Consider the following 20203-nt stretch of genomic DNA (forward strand, 5'->3'; position numbering starts at 1 on the left):
TACGGGCTGCGATCAGCCCGGGCGTTCAGGCCCGGGCGCGGGCCATAGTCTAATACAAGCTGCGGGGTATTCGGTACCCTGCAAGCAACTGCTGTGTGAACGGGTTGGTATTACTGGCGGCATGCAGGCGATAACGCATGGCGCCATCGTCTACGTTGAATTTTACGTCGACAGCGTTACTGCTCACGCCGGCAATCTCTGCTTTATCCAGCAGCCGGAACAGCGCCCAGGGGCCGCTTTCAGAGATGCTACGTGGCGAACGGTTAACCTGAACCGGCACCAGGGTAATACGGCTTTCCACCGAATCCCGCAGGGTGTTGGGCCATACCAGCGGTATGCTCTGGCGCGGGCCATGGGAGAACTCCACCAGCTGGCCGTCGATGTTCACTACCGCCCTGCGTTTGTTGTTGGTCAGGTTCAACGGTTCCAGGGCAAATTCCACATCCAGTGTACCGCTGCGGGTAAAAAAGGCCTGGCGGATCTGGCGGGCACGATCCAGGGCCGACACCACGTCACGCCGCACCAGACTGGCCCGGCGGGCGTCGCCCACGTGCTCCGGATGATCTTCCAGGAACAGCTTCAGGTTCTGGTTGTAGAAGGTTTCCAGAATGCCATCCGGAGCAAAGAAGCGTTCAAAATCCTGCAGGGCGGCATCACGGCCGGCACCGGCTGTGAACGGATAATGCCGGGCCAGGTTTTGCTGGAACGGCTGGTAAACCTCCCGGTACCACTCACGCTCCAACTGGGCCACCGCCCGGTCCAGCACCACCCGCCAGCTTTCCGAGGCCAGCCGGTTCAATATCCGGTTGAGCGGTTCCGGCTGGTGGTTGGCCATGCGCTGCAGGGTGAAGATCGGATCCGCCCCCTGCAGACCCATGCGGGCCCGGGCCGCCGCCAGGGAGGCCTTGCCGGCATCCGGAGACTCCTGGATGTTGCGCAGGTACTCGTGCAACTCGCCGACCACCAGCATGATTTCTTCCAGCCCCGAAGGCTGTTCGCCCTGCTTGTCCGACAGGCGGTTCAGGTCCGAGAACTGCCGCTCAATATCCTGCAGCATGCGGTAGTGGGGCGACTGTTCCAGCAACTTGCGGGTGGCCTCGGCTTCCCCTTCGCCCACAGGAATCAGGCGGGTGTTGTTCTGTACCTGGGCCAACAAGCGAGTCAGGGGCTGGTGGCCGCTGGTCAGGCTTTCCAGCATGCGCACACCGTGGTTCAGGTCTTCAAACCGGTGGATGTCCACCCGGCTGATAGCCGTACGCCAGGCGTCTGCGTAATTCTCTGCGTAAAGGGTTTGCAGGCTGGCCAGCAGTTCTGCTTCATCCGCCTTGCTGAAGTCCACATCGTTGCGGCGGCCCAGTACCCAGGCATCCACCAGCGCCAGCTCGGTTACAGAACCGGACTTGCCCAGGAACCACTTCTCCAGGCCGTCACGGGTCAGTAGGGCCGGAATGGAAAGTGGATCTTCCGTGCCCGGCAACTCATCGCCCAGCGGTTCGCCGTAGGCATCCAGCCGGGTGAACACGGTGGTGAAGGCGGGGCCTGAGCTGCGGGCCAGCTCCAGCGGGGCCTGGAATTCCCGGCCGGCTTCCACTTCCAGGTCACGGTAAACGCGATCGGGCGTACTGATGCGGCCCAGCTCGTGCTGCGCCCACTGCACACTGCTGCGGAAGGGCGCCAGGGCCATGGCGGCGGTCTGGTCGCCGTCGGCAGCCATGCCGGCCAGGTCGGTGTGGGCCATGGCGTACTGCAGGTGGCCATACAGCCGGTTCTGTACATCCCGCTGGCCCGGGAACCGGGACTGCCAGTATTCGCGCATATAGCCGGAGACAAGGTCACTGCGGCGACCGCTGGCATCGTAGAGCATACGAAGCACCCGAAGGTGTTCCAGCCGCTCAGTGCTGTCATCCGGCGCACGGCCCATTTCTTCCATCACGCCGAACATCAGGGCCGGAAGGTACTGGTAGGCCAGCATATCCAGGTAGGCGGCATCCACTTCCGGGCCGACTTTGTGGCCCTGATACAGGCCCATATCGGTAACCAGCGGCCATTCCTTGCGGTAATCACCGAACGCCAGGGTGGCTTCCCGCAGCTGATCCAGGGGCTGCAGCAGGTTGCGACCGGTGCTGTCCGGCTCATAACCCACCGGTTGCCAGTCGTTGATGAACGAGTTCACCCGGGTTTTCACCTGGGCAGCCGCCTCGGCGTTCTTGATGAAGTAATGCTGCCAGCCGGCGGTTACACCGGCACCGGCGCACAGGGCAACCATGGCGGCAAACGCCACCTTGCGCCGGCGCTTGCTGACAACCTTACGGTTATCGCCGGCCAGCCCGGCCTCCCGGTAAACGATGTCGGGAAACAGGTTGCGGGTGAACAGGCTGGCTGACTGCCCGCCCCGCTGGGCCGGCTGAATCGGGCCGGTTACCTGGTAGTTACGGGCAGCGGCAGAGACAAAGGCATCTTCGGGCACGCCTTCCTGCAGAACCGAGGTAAAGAAAGTACCGCGCACCAGTGCCGGAGTGGAGAAGGCATCGGCTGACAACAGGTCGGCCAGGAACTGTTCCATGGTCGGTTTCAGGCCAGCCAGCTGGCGGGTAAAGGAATAGGCCGCTGCCCGTTCCTCGTTATCCCGGGTGTTCGCCAGCACGTCCGGCAGGCGTTGGGACAACTCCTCCACCATCTCACTGTAGCTGTCCGCAAACTGCTCCAGCCAGTGATCATGGTCCTGCTGGCTCTCCAGCCGGAAGGTAAAGCCCAGGGCTTTTTCCTTCTCGGCTTTCGACAGGGTTCGAACAAAGGGCGCAAAGCCGTACATCAGGTCCATTTTGGTGAAAGTGACATACACCGGCAGCCGTGACCCCAGCTGCTCCATCAGTTCCCGCAGCCGTGTGCGCAGCAGGATGGCATGGGCTTCCCGTTGCTGGTCGCTGGCGGTGCTCAGGCGCGCCAGGTCCACGGCCAGGATCACGCCGTTCAGCGGGCGCTGAGGCCGGCTGCGCTCCAGCCAGCCGATAAAGTGGTTCCACAGCCGGTTCTGGATCTCACCGGTGGCGCCCTCACCCTGGTTCTGGCTCAGCAGTTCACCGTCCGGGTCGATCAGTACACCGTTGTCACCAATCCACCAGTCAAAGCTGAACGGATTGCGGTCACCACGATTGTTACGGGTGACGTTGGTCAGGGTGTAAGTCTGCCCTGCCCGCTGAATCAGGCTGGTTTTGCCGGCACCTTCCAGCCCCATCACCAGGTACCAGGGCAAGCGGTAAAGTCCCTTGCGGCCCGGCAGGTTGCTCTTCAGGGCCTGTAACTGGCGGTCAAGCAAACGCTGCTGCCGGCGCTCCATGGGCAGGACAGGATCTTCCTGTTCCTGCTGTTCTTCGGCCTTGGCCTTGTTGACCTTGCCCAGCCGGCGCGCCAGGGCCATGCCCCAGAACACCACAACCAGAAGAATGACCCCAAGGGTAACCAGCGCCCGCATCTGCCAGGCCATCAGCGGGTATTCACCGTGGATTTCCAGCCTTGGCCCCAGCCACCAGGTGGCCACCAGCAAGGCAACCACGCCCAGTACCAGGGTGACCGGGGCGGCGTTACGAATGTATGGCAGAAGCCAACGACCAATGAGTAATGCTTTTCTCCACATGGTTTCCATTCCTGCGTTAGATGCGTGCGGGCGTTACGCCAGTCGTTCCAGTTGTTTGATCAGGCCCGGTTCCCAGTCTTCCAGGACCAGCCCCTGAACCTGGTTTTTCAGGTCCTGCAGGTGTTCGCCAGCCATGGTTTTCAGGCCGGTTTCTTTCAGCAAGCGGGCACTGGCCAGGCGCCAGTAGAAGCGCTCCCTCGGTTCCCTTGCCTCCGCCAGTCCCTGCTCCAGAAGCTCCATGGCCGAAGCCAGCTTATTCTGCCCCGCCAGCTCCAGCGCGCTGTCCAGGGCCTGCTCCCAGGCATTGGCCCCACCGCCACCACCCTTGGCGGAAACCGGCGTGGTGTGCAGCCAGTCGGCGGCCTGGTCACTGAGGAACGGGGTGCCGTCGTTAAACGTGAGTTCCGCCAGTTGCGGCAAACGTTCGACAAACGCTTTCAAGGCTTCCCGGATGGCCTCGGCGCAGTCGCCGTGGCCAAGGGCGGCGGCTACCCGGGCGCTCAACCAGTGGCCGTCGAGCCAGAACGGGCTTACCGACAGGCTTTGTTCAATGCGCTGCCAGAGTTCGTTGTCAGGCGTTTTCTCCAGTGCTTCCCGGTATTCCGACACCCGGTCGGCACTCACGGCGGCCAGGTCGGTGCGCTTGCCATCCCGGGTCGGTGGCAGGCTGGTAATGCTTTGCCAGATGGCATGGCGGCGCATCCGGTAACCCAGGGGATTGTCCGGCTCGGTGCCGGTCAGCAGTTCGGCCACTTTCAGCAGGCTCTGGCGGGTGGCCCGTTCATTACCGGGGTCCAGGGTGAGGTTGCCCAGAGCTGCCGGTGTCGTCGCTGAACCTGCAGGTTTAGGACTTGCCGGGCCCTGGTTCGTGCCCGCCGGCGTCGAAGCGGGTTCTGTTGCGCTCTGGCTACCGGTGGGCTGATCCTGCCGGGGCAGTTTCTCTACAGTACGTTTGAAGTCAAACAGAACTTCATCCGGCAAATCCCGCGCCCGGGCCTGGTCATCCAGCCGGGTGATCAGGTCCAGGCAGAACTGCCGGCCATCGCCGGCACTGGCATCAAACACCAGGCTTTCCACCGGTTTCAGGGCGCGCTGCAGTATCTGGGTGAACAGCATTTTCCGGGCCCTCTGGCCCTTTGCTCCGGGGTAAGGCCACGCTGTTTCCCACCAGTCGTCCAGCACCCGGTGCAGCAGATACAGAGACAGCACAAAGCGTTCGCCGTCCCCACCCCGCTGCAGGCTCACCATCAGAAACCCGAGCACCTTGATATCCTTGCTGCGGTCCGCCAGCAGCTGCAGCGCCACGCTTTCCACTTTGTTCCAGTCGATATCGTTGTGGGCCAGCGAACCCACCTTCATTACTTCGTCTTCCAGAAACTCCAGTGCGCTGTCCTCGGCCAGGCTTTCACCCACGGCAGACTCACCCGGGATAGCGCCAAGCACCTGGTCTACGTACGGATGTTGTTCGATCACCTGCATCACATTGCTCCCTTACCAGCCACAGGCCTGACGCAAAGGCTTGATGGCCTCCGCGTAGCCGGTGAGGTCAAACAACAGACCATCCAGCTCTGCCACATCGGCCTGAACCCGGGTATCCGGCTCCCGAACCATGGCCAAAACGGTGCGAATAGCGGGCAGGCCACGGCCAGCACTGACCACCAGCCCTTCATCCCGCACCCGCCACCAGGCGCGTTCAGCACTCAGGGCCACATTGACCCGCTCCCGGTTAATCGGCTCCGGCAGCATGACCGCAAGTTCGGTGATGTTGTTGTGGCATTGCAGGGTCAGTACCGGGCGCGGGGGCTTTGCTCCCAGGGCGGTCACGGTGACCAGGTGCCCGGCGGTTGCCCCGGTGTTCCGGTAAATCACCCCGGAGGCATCGCCCTTACCAGCCAGGGCAAAGGCCTGACGCCAGCGTTCGGAGCGGTTCACCCGAGGCTCTCCGGCACCCGGCTGATAAAGGGCCAGCGGTGTGGCAAAAACCTCGTCAAAACAGGCCAGCCGCTCCAGCCGGTTGGCTTCTTCAGTGCAGGCCTCGGCCGCGGTCAGGCGCGGATCGGCGACGCCATGGCTGCTGGCACACAGCATGGCCAGGGCCAGCAGGCCAGTTCGAACAGGGTCTTTCAGGGTCATAGGTCAGTTACCTGATACTTCAGACATTTATGGGCCAGGGTGCGCTTCGGCAAACCCAGGCTTTCGGCCGCCTGGGCACGGTTGCCGCCGTACTGGCGCAGGCGGTCACGGATGATGGCGGCTTCAAAGGCCTGGGAGGCCGCTTTCAGGTCGCGGATGTCGTCGACTCCCGGCACCCCCGGCACGGTTTTGGGCTCCACGCTTGCCGTCAGGGGCTGGCCGGGTTCGGCAAACAGATCATCCAGGCGCAGTACATCGGGCTGGATATCGTCACCGGCGGGGGTTTGCAGGCAGGCCAGTTCCACGATGTTGCGCAGTTCCCGCACGTTACCGGGGAAGTTGTAACCGGCCAGCGTGTGCAGGGCGTGGCTGCTGATACCCAAAGGGCCGCTGCCTTCACGCTCGGTATACAGGCGGATGAAATGCCGGCTCAGGGCTTCCAGGTCTTCAGTGCGCTCCCGCAGGGGGTTGACCCGCAGCGGGAACTGGCTGAGGCGGTAGAACAGGTCCCGGCGAAAGCGGCCATCTTCGATGCCTTCCTGAAGGGGCTGATGGGTTGCTGCTACCAACCGGAAATCGGAGTGCTGTTCATCCCGGGCACCCAGGGGGCGGAACTGGCGGCTTTCCAGTACCCGCAGCAGTTTCGATTGCAAGGCCATGGGCATGTCGCCGATTTCATCCAGGAACAGGGTGCCGCCGTTGGCCCGGGCCAGCAGGCCTTCCTTGGGCTGGTCCGCACCGGAGAAGGCACCCTTGTTGTGACCGAACAGTTCGCTTTCCAGCAAGCTGTCCGGGATGGCGGCACAGTTGACCACCACCATGGGGCCGTTGGCCCGGTCAGACATGTCATGGATGCCCCGGGCCACTACGTCTTTGCCGCAGCCGGTTTCGCCCTGGATCAGCACCGACAGCTGGCTGCCGGCGGCACGTACCACCTGCGCCCGCAGGTTAACCATGGCTTCGGAGTTACCCACAAGTGTGTGGGCCAGTTGGTTGCAGCGCTGGCGCAGGGTTTCGGCGTCGTGCAGGTGGTCCAGGGAACGTTTGAGCATGCGCCGCTGCCACACCTGGTCGCGGGTTTGCAGCTGGCTGATCCACTGGTGCACCAACAGTTGTTTGATGCCGGCGTACAGGGGCTGGCTGATGATGCCTTGCCAGTCCGGGTGGTCGCCACACAGTACGAGCATGCCAAGCGTGCGGCCATCTGTGCCTTTTAACGGTTCCAACCAGAAACTTCTCGGGCGCCCACTGAGTTCCAGGAGGTTCTGGAAGCCGGCATGGTCCAGGCGGTAGCTGGCGGCGCGGGTGAGCTCCCGGGGCTGACCGGTTTGCAGCACGTGGGCGAAGGGGTGGCTGAAGTCGTTGCAATCGAATTCGCCCGCTTCATCCAGTTTGCCGCAGTGGAGGGTTCGGCCGCTGAGGTCGAGTTCCAGTGCCCAGCATTTGCTGAGCCCGAAGGCGTTTTCGAGTTGGCGGGTGGCGGTGTTCAACAGCGCCGGCAGGGTATCCTGTTTGATGAGTGCCACCGCCAGGTCTATGCCGGTGTGCAGTTCCTTCTGCATCCTTCCCATGCTTTCCATCCCGGAATAATTACTTAGGAGATCGTCGCCCGCGCATCCTGCGGGGTGGCTTTCCAAAACACGCTGTGAATACATCCTTGTACGCTCCGCTCCGCCATCCATGGCTCCGCAGGGTTTTGGAAAGCCACCCCGCAGGCTACGCTCCGTTCGAGTTAGACGTCAGGCAACGACGCCTGTGAACTTGTTGTCGGTCACACCCAGAGTGACCTTGGTCACCGGCTCCCTGGCCGCCAGCTTCTCCAGCAGTGCCAGGGATACCGGTGGCAGCAATTCGCCTTCGATGATCGACTCCAGCATCCTTGCACCGTTTTCGCTTCGGGTGGCGCGGCTGCGGATGGCTTCTACCAGGCCGCCTTCCAGCTCCACCTCGGTGTGGTAACGGGCTTTGATCTGCTCGGCCAGGCGCTGGAGTTTGTCGCCGACTATGCGGTTGAGGGTGTCTTCGCCCAGCGGCAGGTAGGGCACCACTTCCATTCGTGCCAGCAGCGCGGGTTTGAAGAAGTTGGCCAGTTCCGGGTACAGGGCTTCTTCGATCTTTTCCGGTGCTTCGGCGTGGTTGACGATGGTCTGGTAGCCGAGGTTGGAGGTGAGGAAGAAGACGACGTTTTTGCAGTCGATCAACCGGCCTTCGCCGTCCGCCAGTTCGCCTTTGTCGAAGGCCTGGTAGAACAGGTTGAGAACTTCCGGGTGGGCTTTTTCGACTTCGTCGAGCAGCACCACGGAATAAGGCTTCTGGCGGATGGCTTCGGTGAGGATGCCGCCTTCGCCGAATCCGACGTAGCCAGGGGGTGAGCCTATCAGGCGGGAGACGGTGTGTTTCTCCTGGTATTCGGACATGTTGATGGTGGTGAGGAACTGGCGGCCGCCGTAGAGCAGTTCAGCCAATTGCACCACGGTTTCGGTTTTACCAACGCCGCTGGGGCCGACCAGCAGGAAGGCGCCCATGGGGCGGCCCGGCCGGCGCAGGTCGGCGCGGGCGGTGAGCAGGTGTTGGTGCAGGCAGTCGATGGCCGTGTCCTGGCCTTTGATATGTGCCTGCAGGTAGGCCGGCAAGTGGGTGATTTTTTCCAGTTCGTCGGTGGTCATGCGGTTGACCGGGATACCGGTCCAGTCGGCGATGACTTCGGCCACCTGGCGAGCGTCCACGCGGGCATGGACCAAGGGTTCATCAGCTTGCAGCTCGGCCAGTTCCTGTTCGATGGCGGCGGCTTCGCTTTTCAGGTCCGGGCGCTCTTCGGTTTCCAGATCAGCAGCGTTTTCATCTGCTTCTGCCCCAGGCTGTTCACCGGTCAGCAGCTGTTCGCGGATTTCGACCAGTCGGGCTACCAGTTCGCGCTGGTCGTTCCAGCTATGCTCCAGGGCTTCGGATTCGGCGGTCAGGTCGGCAATGCATTGCTCAAGTTCCTGTTCCCTCTCGCTGTCGACGTTCTGGCCCAGGGTGTGTTCCCGGCTCAGCAGGTCCTGCTCCATGGCCAGCTGGTGCAACTCACTGCGCACGTGGCTCAGGCGCCGTGGCGGGGTGCTCAGGTTCAGGCTGACCCGGGCGCAGGCGGTATCCAGTACGTCGATGGCTTTGTCCGGCAGCTGCCGGCCCGCCAGGTAGCGGGCAGACATTTCCGAGGCGGCTTTCAGGGCGCTGTCGGCGACCAGTACCTGGTGGGCTTTTTCGTAGACGGTACGCAGGCCGCGAAGGATGTGCACGGCTTCGCCCGGGGTCGGCTCGTCCAGGGCAACCGGCTGGAAGCGGCGGCTGAGGGCCGGGTCTTTCTCGAAGTATTTCTTGTATTCGCGCCAGGTGGTGGCGGCGATGGTGCGAAGCTCGCCCCGGGCCAGGGCTGGCTTGAGCAGGTTGGCAGCGTCGGAGCCGCCTTCGCTGTTGCCGGCGCCAATCAGGGTGTGGGCTTCGTCGATGAACAGGATGATTGGCGTAACAGAACCTTTCACGGCTTCGATCACGCCCTTCAAGCGCTTCTCAAACTCACCTTTAACGGAAGCTCCGGCCTGCAGGGCGCCCATGTCCAGGGTCCAGAGTTCAACGGTTTTCAGGCGGTCCGGTACGTCGCCGTTCACAATCCGCAGGGCCAGGCCTTCCACCAGGGCGCTTTTGCCCACGCCGGCGTCGCCCACCACGATGGGGTTGTTCTTGCGGCGGCGGCAGAGGATGTCGATCATCTGGTCGATTTCGGCATCCCGGCACACCACCGGGTCCAGCTTTTGTTCCCGGGCCAGCTTGGTGAAGTCGGTGGCATAACGCTTGAGCGGGTCCATGTCGGCATCCGCCACAGGCCTGGCCGCGCCGTTTTCGGTCAGTTGCGGGCGCTCAACGGAGCCTTCGGTTACCCGGTCAAACTGCTTACGCAGCTGTTCCCGGTTTATGTCCACCAGGGCCTGGGCCACCCGGGGCATCAGGTAGCGGTCGGCGTTCATCAGCAGGGCCAGGAACACGGCACCGGAGCGCAGTTCGGTGTGGCCCAGTTCGGTGGAGGCCAACAACCAGGCATCCTGCAGCAGCTCCACCAGCAGCGGCGAGAACGAGGGATACGGCTCGGCGGTCTGCGGTTCGCCGTTCAGGCTGTCGCCCACCAGCGGTTGCAGCTGCTGGTGGTTGATGCCGGTGTGTTCCAGGATCTGGCGCACGTCAGAAAACGGTGTTTCCAGCAGCTTGAACAGCAGGTGCGCCGGGGTAATCTCGGCGCCCTGACGGCTGATACACAGGGCGGCGGAGGCTTCCAGGGCCTGGCGTGAAATGTCGTTGAGGCGCCCGATCAGCGCCGGCAGTTCTACCCGAATCACAGTGATGTCCTTATTTCGGTAGTTGGTCCAGTACGCTGAGCACATCCCTGATGCGTTCGTTCAGCGCAATGTTGTACAGGTGATAAATCCCGGCCATGGCCACCACAAACACCCCCCCGATCAGCCAGGCGGGCAACCCGGTGCGCAACCGGTTACGGGCAGGGGCCAGGTTTGCCGAGGCATCGGCCAGCGGACGGGGTTCCCTATCACCGCGCAGTTCCCGCAGCTGTTCGTACAGGCCCCGGACAATCTTCTCGTATTCATCCCGGCCGTTTTCCATCACCTTGTAACGGCCCTCAAAACCCAGGCACAGGCACAGGTAGATGAAACCCAGCATGTCCCGGTAGCGTTCCGGCTCTTTTTCCATCCGGGCCAGGATGGCGAACACCTTCTCACCACCCCAGGTTTCGTTGTGGAAACGGGACAACAGGGAGTGTTGTGACCACACACTGTGGGCGCCCCAGTCGGTGCCCAGCACCGCTTCATCAATAAATGCGCACAGCACATAGCGGTATGCCACCACCGTGGGGCGTTCGTAGCCCTGCTCCACCAGTTCACGGTCGATGGCCGCCACTTCGTCGGTTACCTGCTGGTACAGGCTTTCCACATCCCGGAAATCCGCCAGCCGGCGAACCCGGATAACCAGCCCCAGCAGAGGTGTCGCCGCGTCGATCAGGCGGTTTTCTTCCTGCCCTCGCAGCTGGAATCCGCTGTTGGCAAAGTCATTGCGGGAACCCGGGCTGTCGTTGTCGGCAAACAGAAGGTCACTGAATGCACGATCACCCGAATCCCTGGTGCTGCGCGGTCTGTCCATTACCGGTGCATCTGTCATGATCTAGCTCCTGATTGCCCAGAATTGCATTTCCAGCCCCGGGTAACTGCCGGCCACGTGGAAGGCAAAGCCGCTGGCGTTGTCGAGCATCTGCCAGGCCTGGCTCTGGTCGTCCAGCCGGAAGTACACGAAACCGGCGTGATACGGCAGCTGGCGCGGTGCCACCGGCAAGGCGGACAGCGGAATGCCGGGCAGCTGCAAGCTGATGAGATCGCGGATTTTCTCCACCGAGGCCACCTTGCACTGCTGCACAAACTGTTTGCGCAGGTCGTCCAGCGGCATGTCGGCCTTCACCGCCAGGATGAACTCGGCATCCCTGATCAGCTGGCCATCCTGGACCGGGGCCACTGTCAGGCCGTACTGGCGCTGCTGCAGGGCGATCGACAAGGCACGCGGCTCCAGAACGGTACTCAGGGCCTGCCGCAGAATCTGCATCAGCGGGCTGAAACACCCCACTGGCAGGTCGTGGTCGTAAGGGGTGAACTCCCTTGGCAACCGGCTTTCGTCGGTGAAGGTCACCAGCTCGCCGCAGAGCTCCAGCAACACCTCATACAGCCGCTCCGGATGCAACTGGCGCAGCCGTGCCAGGTGCATAAACCGGGGGTGGGCACGGTTCAGCATCTGCAACAGCATGAAGTCCGACACATCCGCCACACCACCCTGCCCCGGCGCACCCACGCGTTCGGCGATGTTGCGGGCCCGCTCCTGCATCAGCCCGGCCATCTCTCCGACAAACCGCTGAAGCCGGGGCGCGGAACGCACACTGAGCATGGTGGGCAGGAAGTTCGGATCCATCACCAGGCTGCCATCCGGGCGCTTTTCCAGGATCCGGCCAACGGCAAGGCTGGCGTAGGCACTGCGGTCTTCCCGCTCCAGCATCAACCGCGGCGCCACCCGGCCCACATCGATGCTGTGGGCATCGCCATCCACCGAATGCAGGTCGCGGATTTCTACAGCCTGGGCCCGGAACCGGCCGGCGACCGGGGCATCCGGCCATTCCACTTCTGCCAGGGTATCGCTGCCCAGGGGCAGTGCCAGGAACACCACCTGGTTGGCCACCGAGGCATCGGTGATTTCCAGGGGCTCCGGCATTACGTCGTCCTGGGGCAGGTTGAACCGGGTGCCGTCCGGAAACAGCCCGCAGGCCCGCACCAGCCCGACCCGGCCAAAGCTCAGGTACTCGGCGTTCAGTTCCAGGTCACTGAAGCCATACAGGTAGTCAGACACCGCCAGCGCCCGCTCGTTAATCTGGTGTTCCAGGTATCTTTGTTGCTGCTGGAAATGCTGGGGTTTGATGAACAGCCCGTCACTCCAGACCACTCGGTTGGTGACTGCCATCAGCTTTCATCCGAACGTGTCAGTTTCACTTCCCGCTCGCGCAGGTTGACCAGCAGGTGGTAGCGGCCGCCAATGGGGTCCACCCTGACCACCTTTTTCCACTGGGACAGGTTGGGGTAAGCATAAAATGCGATCACAGCGATAAACCGGGTGTCCTTGCTGATTTCGAACGGCTCCACAAACTTGAACTGGCCCGGCACCAGGGTGTAATCGCTGTGGTCCACATAGTTGCGGCCCAGGGAATCTTCCAGGTCGGTCAGCAGCTGGTCGAAATCACCGGCCATCAGCAGCGAGCTGTCCCGCAACTCGATGATCTGGAACGCGATGGGCGTGGGCGCCAGGGATTCGTTCGGGTTTACATTCGGTTCCGCCAGCATGGTCAGGTCCACGCGGCTGGGCAGGTCTTCCGGATAGCCCACGGGAATGTCGGGATCCCACAGCACCTTGGCGGTCTTGGTCACCGCGTTGTACGGGGTGCTGCACCCCACCATTAACATAACAACCGCCAGCAAGCTCCATTTGCAGTACTTCATCAAACATTCTCCCTCTGTAGTTGGCGCAGATGCTGGTCATAAGCCTGGTCGAACACCTCCTGGAAGAGGCGCTCGAAACCCTGCTGACGACTGGATCTGAGTTCGCGGTAATAGTGTTGGTACATGTTCCAGGCCCAGCGGCCTTCGTCTTCGTTGTCTTGCAGGCCACGGCGGTAACCGTGGAACCGGCGCAACAGGGCCTCCGGTGAGAAGGCGTAAAGGATCGCTTCCAGCGCTTCCCGAATGGCTTCCCGGGTAGCCTGCTGGTGATGGTTCAGGCTCTCCAGGCTTTCGCGAACAGCGGCCGGGGCAGACAGGTGCACCGGGCTGCGCTCGGCCGCAAACAGGGTCTGCATGGTGCCCGCATAGTCATCACCCAGGCGCAGCGGATTGTCCTCAATCGGCTGCAGGCGGGTGCGCAGGGCCCGGTGGCGGGAATCCTCGCCCTGATGCAAAGCCAGCAGGCCTTCGACCGTGGCTTTCAGGGTCTGGCCGGCCTCTTCCAGAAACAGGCGCATTTCATCGCTGTCGGCAAAATCAATCTCGGCTTCCATACCGCGCATCAGGGGGGCACCGCTGATGTGTTTCCGGCTGGTGTCTTTGGCTTCCCGACTCTGTTCCGTGGACTCTGACATGCCCTGTCGCTCCTGTGTGTTTGGCCAGGGAGCCAGCGGGTCTTCGCTGATCGGTTCCCCAGCCGGGGTGTGCAGTCCCTCAAGAGGCTCGCGGCCATCCGGCAGTGCCTGGCCGGATTCCGACCGCAACAACGAGCCTTCGGCCACATCCACCAGTTGCCTGTGCTGGCCGGCGTCTTCTTCCATCCCGTTGTTAAAGGCCGCCTCGCCATTGAGCTCTGCCCGCATCCGGTACCGGCCAATGGTGAGTGTGTCACCATGATTCAGCCGCGCCCTGCGGCCCCGGCCAACAGGCTGGCTACTGCTGTTGATGTAGGTTCGGCCGCTGCGGTCGATCAGGCAGAAGCCGCCATCCAGGTAACGAACCTCGGCATGGCCGGCTACAGCGCCGGTGCGATGGGGCGACAACCGCCAGGTATCGTTGGCGGCCGTGCCGATAGAGCCGCCACCGGTACTGAATTTGTGTTCAATGCTGGCACCACCGCCGGTTTCGGTCGGGTTGATGATCACCAGGGTTAATGCTGCTGTCCGGTTTGACACCTGTCTGGCTCCTTGCCTTATCGTCGTATCTGGATGCGCACCGCCGGGCGTTCACGGGCCCGCTCCGGTGTTACAAATGAATTCCAGCCGAGGCGCACATCCTCACCCAGCTGCATGGGCCGGATATCCCTGGGCCGCATCTGCAGTTCCAGGTCGTAGGCCGGCTGCTCCCGGGTGGTGAATTCCACCAGCTTCACCAGCCGCTCATGGTCCCGGCCGTTGGGCAGAAAATCCGCAAAGCGGGACCGGCTCAGGTTTCGCAAGCGCAGGATGAACTTGCCGCTGCGGTCCCGGATGCTGGAGCCAACCAGCGTGTCCTGGCCCAGGCTGGCATTGGCCTGGCCCAGCCGAGTTTGCTGGTCTGGCCCGATGGCCACCTTACGCAAAACCCACTGTTCGATACTGACGTCTTCCAGGTCAAAACAATGCGCGACAATGCCGCTGACCACTTCCGGCGACCGGCTGCGGCCCGCCATCTGGCCGGCGTAGGCCAGCATCTTGGACCAGTTGACCGGCGTGGCTTCCCGCAGACGGCTGTCACCCAGCCCCACCAGGGCAAACACCAGTTCGGAAAAGCCATCGCTGGCGCCCGGCTGAAACCGCACGTAATACCGGTACTTGCGCCAGGCCCGGTGAAACAGCGTGACCAGCCGGTGATTAAAAAAGTCCAGGAAGTGCCGGCGCACCCCCAGATCCTGGCCCGCTTCCCAGGCCAGGTCCTCCAGGTAGTACCCGGGCAGTGGCGACTGGGAGCCGTGCAGGCCGAGGAAGCTCACTTCCATCTGGTAAGGCGCGTGTTCATGTTCCGGCGACAGGGCCGAAACCACATCACTGCCCGGAAAGCCCAGACCGGCCGAGGCCGAAAACCGGATACGCTCCTGCCGGGGCTCGCCGTTGCCGGAGTTCTCCAGGTCGTCGCCGTGGTGCCGGTGAATCAGGTCCACCAGCTGGAAAAAACTGTACCGCCGCGCGTTGCCGAGGACAGGTTCCAGCCCGGCTACATCAGCGGCTGCTGACCTTGCTGTAACGTCCATGTGTACCGTTCCTGGTTGTCTGTATTCACCACTTCCAGCTGGTGAAAGGCATTAATGCTCGCGTAAAGCGCAAAGAACTGACTCAGTACCGTGCCGAACAGGTACAGATCGCCCTCGCTGCCGAAATTCTGCTGATCCAGCTTCAGCACCGAACGGATCCCCCGCACCGGCAAGCCACGCACCATGCGGTCCACCGGCTGGGTAGTGATTTCGCTGATACCCGCCAACCGCTTCTGGGACACCCGCTCGGCCTGCCGGTCGACCAGGGCCCGGAAGTCGTACACCCGCAGTACCGTGCGCAGGGCATCCACATCCAGCATCGACAGGTAGTTCAGGGACAGATTGGAAATCAGCGTCCACAACAGGCTGCCATCCAGCGTTGGCCGCAGCGTGGCCGTGGGCCGGGTAATGTTGCTGAACGAGGCAAACGCCGGCGTGGTCTCGGTGGCCATGCAGATCTCCCCCACCGCCAGTTGCTGGGGCAGCTGCCGGTTGGTACAGATCAATGTCAAAGACACCGCTTCCTGCCGGTTCATACATTCCGACTCGTCACCCCGGACAAACGCAATGTAGTGATCAAAGCCATCGCCCCGAACGCTCTCCCGGGTACGCACCCGGTAATACAGCGCGGTACGGCCACGGTCCCGCTCCACCTCGTGCTGGAAACTCTCGAACGCGGTATACAGCCTGGGCTCACCGCGCCCGGAACGCCCTTCCAGCCAGCCTTCCACCTGCTCGATACTGAACACTTCAAAATGCTCCGGGCAGCGGCTGGAGGGCGAAATACGGTACTCGGTCTGCCGGCCGTTCAGATCCACCGGCTCCCCTTCATGGCTGAACAGATTCACGGCCGGCGTGCAGTACAGCTGCAGGGAATCCCGGGTAACCCGGGCATCCGGTGGCAGAATCCGGCTGAAATGAAAACGCAGACTGATCTCATCCGCCTGCACCGCCGGCAAACGGGACTTCAGCCCGCCGATATCCACAAACCGGAAAGCCTCCGGAAAGCTCAGGTACTCCTGGATGATGCGGTACCCGGCATAGGCATTCTTTGGATACGGCAGAATCGCCTCATCCGCCGCAAAACCCACCGGCTGCAACAACGACAACGGCAGGTTGTAGACGTTGTCGCCCACCACCAGCTCCATACGGCTGAGGTAATGGTTCAGCCACAGGTACAGGGTTTCAGCGGTGTGGTTATCCCCACCCAGATAGAACCGCAGACTGTCCAGCCCCAAGGCATTCAACGGCTGGTCCGTATGCAGGGCCAGGTCGACGGTGACCGAAGACACTTCCCGGGAATGCTCGGCATAGGCCTCCGCCACACTGACCGGAAAGATATCCACAGCCCGGCAGGTACGGAACCGGCACTGAGTCTGGCGGCTGGCCTCGCCCAGAGGCCGGCTCTTGATTTCGGTATAACGCTCCACCGTCTGCCGTTCGCTGATCGCGTGCAATTGCGGGTCAAAGCGCATAATGGTGCAGCTGGGCACCGGCCGTAGATAATTCGGCCAGAGCATGTTCAGCAGCGAATGGGTCAGCTCAGGAAACTCGTCCTCAACCTTCTCCCGCAATTTGCCGGTCAGAAAGGCAAAGCCTTCCAGCAACCGCTCCACATCCGGGTCGGTGCTTTGTTCGGACAAAAAGCGGGTGAGCTGCGGATGTGCTTCGGCAAATTCCCTGCCCTGCAACCGCAAAAAGCTCAACTCATCCCTGTAGAACCTGTTCAACTTCATTCTTACTGCACCTTATCTGGCTCCGAGCAAGGGTGTGGTTGGTCTTTCCAAAAGACGCTTCGAGCCCGTCCGTGGGGCGCTTGAGCTCCGCCATCCATGGCTCCGCACACTTTTGGAAAGACCAACCACACCCTCGCTCTCATCCGTGCCTGCAAAAAACAACCAGACGCCTTACACCCAGGTTTGCCGGAGGGGGCGGCGATACTTTTCTGCCGGGAAAAAACAACTCGCTTTGCTCAGACATCTTTTTTCCCGGCAGAAAAGTATCGCCGCCCCCTCCAGCCCCCCCCCCGGGCCCAGGCAACCAAACCTAAACCACCCGGTAATACCGCTTGTCATCCAAAACCAGGTCAATGGTGGTCCGGTCGTCACTCCCGGCAACCTGCAGGTAAACAGTCACCTGAAACTTCAACTGCAACGGGTCCGGCCCCGGCGGCAAGGCCACCACATCCACCCGCTTGACCCGCGGCTCAAACTTCTCGATACACTGACGAATCGCCCCCCGAATCTGGATACTCAGATCCAGCGTACCCAGGGTGGCATCGTTGAAATCCAGCAACCCGAGATCCGGTACGCTGGCGCTGTTGCCCGGATGGGCGTTCAGCAGGCGCACCAGGTGGCGCTTGATGGATTCCACCACATGGGTCACTTCACCCATTCCCTGCCCCGGGGGGGCAGCAGCCTGTTCGAGCCGTTCAAACAGGCTGCCGGTATTGCGAACGCCGTCCGTGCCGGTGTCGCCGAACACGGATTAATCCTTGTCCAGGCGGCCAACCAGCGACAGTTCGAAGTTGGCTCCCATGTACTTGAAGTGCGGGCGCACGGCCAGGGAGACCTGGTACCAGCCCGGATCGCCTTCCACATCGGAGACTTCCACGTGGGCGGCACGCAACGGGCGGCGGCTGCGAACGTCGGCGGGCGGGTTCTCCTGGTCGGCCACGTACTGGCGAATCCAGGTGTTCAGTTCCCGCTCCAGATCCTGGCGTTCTTTCCAGGAGCCGATCTGTTCGCGCTGCAGCACCTTGATGTAGTGGGCCAGGCGGTTCACGATCATCATGTAAGGCAGCTGGGTACCCAACTTGTAGTTGGTTTCCGCTTCCTTGCCTTCTTTGGTGTTCGGGAACTGCTTGGGCTTCTGCACCGAGTTGGCGGAGAAGAACGCGGCGTTGTCGCTGCCCTTGCGCATGGTCAGGGCGATGAAGCCTTCTTCCGCCAGTTCGTATTCCCGGCGGTCGGTGATCAGCACTTCGGTGGGAATCTTGGCTTCCAGCTGGCCGAAGGACTCAAAGGTGTGCACCGGCAGGTCTTCCACGGCACCACCGCTTTGCGGGCCGATGATGTTCGGGCACCAGCGGTACTTGGCGAAGCTCTCGGTCAGGCGGGTAGCCAAAAGATAGGCGGTGTTGCCCCATAGGTAGTGCTCGTGGTCGCCGGAGACTTCTTCTTTGTAGTTGAAGCTGCGCACCGGGTTCTCGGTTGGGTCATAGGGCACACGCAGCAGGAAGCGCGGCGCGGTCAGGCCCAGGTAACGGGCGTCTTCGGATTCCCGCAGGGAGCGCCACTTGGCGTATTTCGGGCCTTCGAAGACGGCACTGAGCTCCTTGATGGCCGGCAGTTCCTGGTAGCTGTCGACGCCAAAGAACGACGGCGCCACCGAGGACAGGAACGGCGCGTGGGACATGGCGCCTACAGAGGACACGTACTGCAGCAGCTTCATGTCTGGCGTAGATGGACTGAAGGCGTAGTTGCCGACAATGGCACCCACCGGCTCGCCACCGAACTGGCCGTATTCGGCCGCATAGATGTGCTTGTAGAAGCCGGTCTGGGTAACGTCCGGTGCAAACTCGAAGTCTTCCAGCAACTCCTGCTTGGTGGCATGCAGGATGTCGACTTTGATGTTCTCGCGGAATTCGGTGCGGTCGACCATCAACTTCAGACCGCGCCAGGACGACTCCAGTTCCTGCAGCTTGGGTGCATGCAGGATTTCATCCATCTGGGCGCTGATCTTGCGATCCAGCTCGACCACCATCTGGTCGACCAGGGCTTTGTTGACCGGCTGGCCTTTTTCGTCGCTTTTCAGCAAATTGGCAATGAACGTTGCCACCCCTTTGCGAGCCACATCGTAGCCTTCGTCGGCCGGCGCCATACGGCTATTGGCCATGACCTGGTCCAGCAAGGACCCTTCTGCTACGGATTCGGAGGCAGCAGATTGCTGCACAGCAGTATCAGACATACCACATCCCTTCAGTACGTGATTGATAATCGGTGTTGGTTACCGGATTCCGGTGGTGCGCTTACTCGCCGCCTTCGGTGGCCAGTTCGAGCTCGGCCAGCAGTTTTTCCCGGGCGCTGTCGTTGTCCAGCAGCTCCTGCAGCTTGGAACGGAACGAAGGCACGTTGCCCAGCGGGCCCTTGAGGGCAACCAGGGCTTCACGCAGCTCGATCAGTTTTTTCAGCTCGGGTACCTGGCGGGCAATGCTGTCCGGAGAAAAGTCGTCCAAACCCTGGAATTCCAGATTGACCGGCAGGTCATCGGCATTCTCTTCGAGCTTGTTGGAGACCGACGTAGACAAAGTCAGACCGGCTTCCTTCATGACAGAACGGAAGTTGTTCTTGTCAACGGAAATGGCTTTGCGGTCTTCGATGGGGGCTTCTTCAGCATGGCCCTTGAAATCGCCAACCACAAACATCTTCAGCGGCAGCTCGGTTTCAGCCTGCTGGTCGCCGGTGGCGGGGACATACTTGATATTGATGCGCTCTTTCGGCGCGACGGAACCGTCTTTGGCAGACATGGCGTGCTCCCTGTGCAATTCATTTGCAGTGTCGTTCAATCCCTGAAGCCGGCCATCCTGGCAGGCAACGGCGCAAACTGTACACAGATGATCCGCTGTTCTCAAGCAGGCGCTGGCGAGAAATGACCTGAAATGTGCAGTCGGGCAAACTTTTGCCAGATTGCCCTGCCGCCCGCCATAACGCGCTTTCAGTCAATGACGGCGATTCACACCAGGGCTATACTCGGCCCATCCTCAGAGGAAAAAACCATTAAAACCAAGGAGCCAGACCATGAGTGACCTGAAAGCGAAATTCGATGACGCGGTAAACTACATCCAGTCCGCCGAAGGCGACTTCAAACCCTCCAACGAACTGAAGCTGGAGTTCTACGCCCTGTACAAGCAAGCCACCGAAGGCGATGTTTCCGGCAAGCGCCCGGGCATGATGGACTTTGTCGGCCGCGCCAAGTACGACGCCTGGGAAAAGGTCAAAGGCACCTCCAGCGACGAAGCCATGCAGAAGTATATCGACAAGCTGGAAGCCCTGAAGTAACCGAGGCGAGCCCTGGGCCCGGAGCCCCCTGCTCCGGGCAGACAGCCCCTCGCCCGGTGGCTGCAGGTCTTTTTTGCACCATTCAAACGTT

Annotated in this window: 15 protein-coding genes; 1 reads left to right on the top strand and 14 read right to left on the bottom strand. The window is 61.9% G+C overall.

What is annotated here, in order from left to right; all coding sequences use genetic code 11:
• Window positions 1–49: 49 nt before the first annotated feature.
• From tssM to tssB, 14 genes are all read right to left on the bottom strand, one after another.
• A complete protein-coding gene (gene tssM / locus AQ621_RS14825) occupies window positions 50–3643 on the bottom strand; it encodes a type VI secretion system membrane subunit TssM (protein WP_058342059.1) in 3594 nt (1197 codons plus the stop codon).
• A 24-nt stretch (window positions 3644–3667) separates the two neighbouring features.
• Window positions 3668–5113: a type VI secretion system protein TssA gene (gene tssA / locus AQ621_RS14830; protein WP_058342060.1), complete on the bottom strand. Its 1446-nt coding sequence runs from the start codon at window positions 5111–5113 to the stop codon at window positions 3668–3670.
• Window positions 5114–5125: 12 nt separating this feature from the next.
• A complete protein-coding gene (gene vasI, locus AQ621_RS14835) occupies window positions 5126–5767 on the bottom strand; it encodes a type VI secretion system-associated protein VasI (protein ID WP_058342061.1) in 642 nt (213 codons plus the stop codon).
• On the bottom strand, window positions 5764–7329 hold the full coding sequence (locus AQ621_RS14840) for a sigma-54 interaction domain-containing protein (protein ID WP_058342062.1): 1566 nt from the start codon (window positions 7327–7329) through the stop codon (window positions 5764–5766). Before AQ621_RS14840 ends, vasI begins: the two co-directional genes overlap by 4 nt.
• Before the next feature lie 177 nt (window positions 7330–7506).
• The gene (gene tssH / locus AQ621_RS14845) at window positions 7507–10185 is read right to left on the bottom strand and encodes a type VI secretion system ATPase TssH (RefSeq protein WP_082641109.1); all 2679 of its coding nucleotides are present in this window, start codon (window positions 10183–10185) and stop codon (window positions 7507–7509) included.
• On the bottom strand, window positions 10151–10972 hold the full coding sequence (gene icmH / locus AQ621_RS14850) for a type IVB secretion system protein IcmH/DotU (RefSeq protein ID WP_058342064.1): 822 nt from the start codon (window positions 10970–10972) through the stop codon (window positions 10151–10153). The genes tssH and icmH overlap by 35 nt, the downstream gene beginning before the upstream one ends.
• Window positions 10973–10975: 3 nt before the next feature.
• Window positions 10976–12310, bottom strand: a complete 1335-nt coding sequence (gene tssK / locus AQ621_RS14855) for a type VI secretion system baseplate subunit TssK (RefSeq protein ID WP_058342065.1) — start codon at window positions 12308–12310, stop codon at window positions 10976–10978.
• Window positions 12310–12843, bottom strand: coding sequence for a type VI secretion system lipoprotein TssJ (tssJ, locus tag AQ621_RS14860; RefSeq protein ID WP_022988588.1), 534 nt, complete (start codon window positions 12841–12843; stop codon window positions 12310–12312). Before tssJ ends, tssK begins: the two co-directional genes overlap by 1 nt.
• On the bottom strand, window positions 12843–14018 hold the full coding sequence (tagH, locus tag AQ621_RS14865) for a type VI secretion system-associated FHA domain protein TagH (protein WP_058342066.1): 1176 nt from the start codon (window positions 14016–14018) through the stop codon (window positions 12843–12845). The genes tssJ and tagH overlap by 1 nt, the downstream gene beginning before the upstream one ends.
• A gap of 17 nt (window positions 14019–14035) precedes the next feature.
• Window positions 14036–15052, bottom strand: coding sequence for a type VI secretion system baseplate subunit TssG (tssG, locus tag AQ621_RS14870; protein ID WP_058342067.1), 1017 nt, complete (start codon window positions 15050–15052; stop codon window positions 14036–14038).
• Window positions 15016–16788 (bottom strand): type VI secretion system baseplate subunit TssF, encoded by a 1773-nt coding sequence (gene tssF / locus AQ621_RS14875; RefSeq protein ID WP_058342068.1) that lies wholly within the window; start codon window positions 16786–16788, stop codon window positions 15016–15018. Before tssF ends, tssG begins: the two co-directional genes overlap by 37 nt.
• A gap of 310 nt (window positions 16789–17098) precedes the next feature.
• A complete protein-coding gene (gene tssE / locus AQ621_RS14880; RefSeq protein WP_022988592.1) occupies window positions 17099–17536 on the bottom strand; it encodes a type VI secretion system baseplate subunit TssE in 438 nt (145 codons plus the stop codon).
• A gap of 3 nt (window positions 17537–17539) precedes the next feature.
• Window positions 17540–19021: a type VI secretion system contractile sheath large subunit gene (gene tssC, locus AQ621_RS14885; RefSeq protein ID WP_058342069.1), complete on the bottom strand. Its 1482-nt coding sequence runs from the start codon at window positions 19019–19021 to the stop codon at window positions 17540–17542.
• A gap of 61 nt (window positions 19022–19082) precedes the next feature.
• Window positions 19083–19580 (bottom strand): type VI secretion system contractile sheath small subunit, encoded by a 498-nt coding sequence (tssB, locus tag AQ621_RS14890; protein WP_058342070.1) that lies wholly within the window; start codon window positions 19578–19580, stop codon window positions 19083–19085.
• Window positions 19581–19851: 271 nt separating this feature from the next.
• Between tssB and AQ621_RS14895 the strand changes: the two genes are divergently transcribed.
• Entirely contained in the window at window positions 19852–20112 is a 261-nt protein-coding gene (locus AQ621_RS14895) for an acyl-CoA-binding protein (protein WP_022988595.1), read from the top strand.
• Window positions 20113–20203: the final 91 nt, after the last annotated feature.

This window comes from Marinobacter sp. P4B1 (assembly GCF_001447135.1).
Lineage (GTDB): Bacteria > Pseudomonadota > Gammaproteobacteria > Pseudomonadales > Oleiphilaceae > Marinobacter > Marinobacter vinifirmus.

Excerpts from the sequence above, each read along its gene's own strand:
- tssA (WP_058342060.1), bottom strand. The coding sequence starts at position 5,113 with ATGCAGGTGATCGAACAACATCCGTACGTAGACCAGGTGCTTGGCGCT.
- AQ621_RS14895 (WP_022988595.1), top strand. The coding sequence starts at position 19,852 with ATGAGTGACCTGAAAGCGAAATTCGATGACGCGGTAAACTACATCCAG.
- tssG (WP_058342067.1), bottom strand. The coding sequence starts at position 15,052 with ATGGACGTTACAGCAAGGTCAGCAGCCGCTGATGTAGCCGGGCTGGAA.
- icmH (WP_058342064.1), bottom strand. The coding sequence starts at position 10,972 with ATGACAGATGCACCGGTAATGGACAGACCGCGCAGCACCAGGGATTCG.
- tssF (WP_058342068.1), bottom strand. The coding sequence starts at position 16,788 with ATGAAGTTGAACAGGTTCTACAGGGATGAGTTGAGCTTTTTGCGGTTG.
- AQ621_RS14840 (WP_058342062.1), bottom strand. The coding sequence starts at position 7,329 with ATGCAGAAGGAACTGCACACCGGCATAGACCTGGCGGTGGCACTCATC.
- tssM (WP_058342059.1), bottom strand. The coding sequence starts at position 3,643 with ATGGAAACCATGTGGAGAAAAGCATTACTCATTGGTCGTTGGCTTCTG.
- tssC (WP_058342069.1), bottom strand. The coding sequence starts at position 19,021 with ATGTCTGATACTGCTGTGCAGCAATCTGCTGCCTCCGAATCCGTAGCA.
- tssJ (WP_022988588.1), bottom strand. The coding sequence starts at position 12,843 with ATGAAGTACTGCAAATGGAGCTTGCTGGCGGTTGTTATGTTAATGGTG.
- vasI (WP_058342061.1), bottom strand. The coding sequence starts at position 5,767 with ATGACCCTGAAAGACCCTGTTCGAACTGGCCTGCTGGCCCTGGCCATG.
- tssB (WP_058342070.1), bottom strand. The coding sequence starts at position 19,580 with ATGTCTGCCAAAGACGGTTCCGTCGCGCCGAAAGAGCGCATCAATATC.
- tssH (WP_082641109.1), bottom strand. The coding sequence starts at position 10,185 with ATGTGCTCAGCGTACTGGACCAACTACCGAAATAAGGACATCACTGTG.
- tssK (WP_058342065.1), bottom strand. The coding sequence starts at position 12,310 with ATGGCAGTCACCAACCGAGTGGTCTGGAGTGACGGGCTGTTCATCAAA.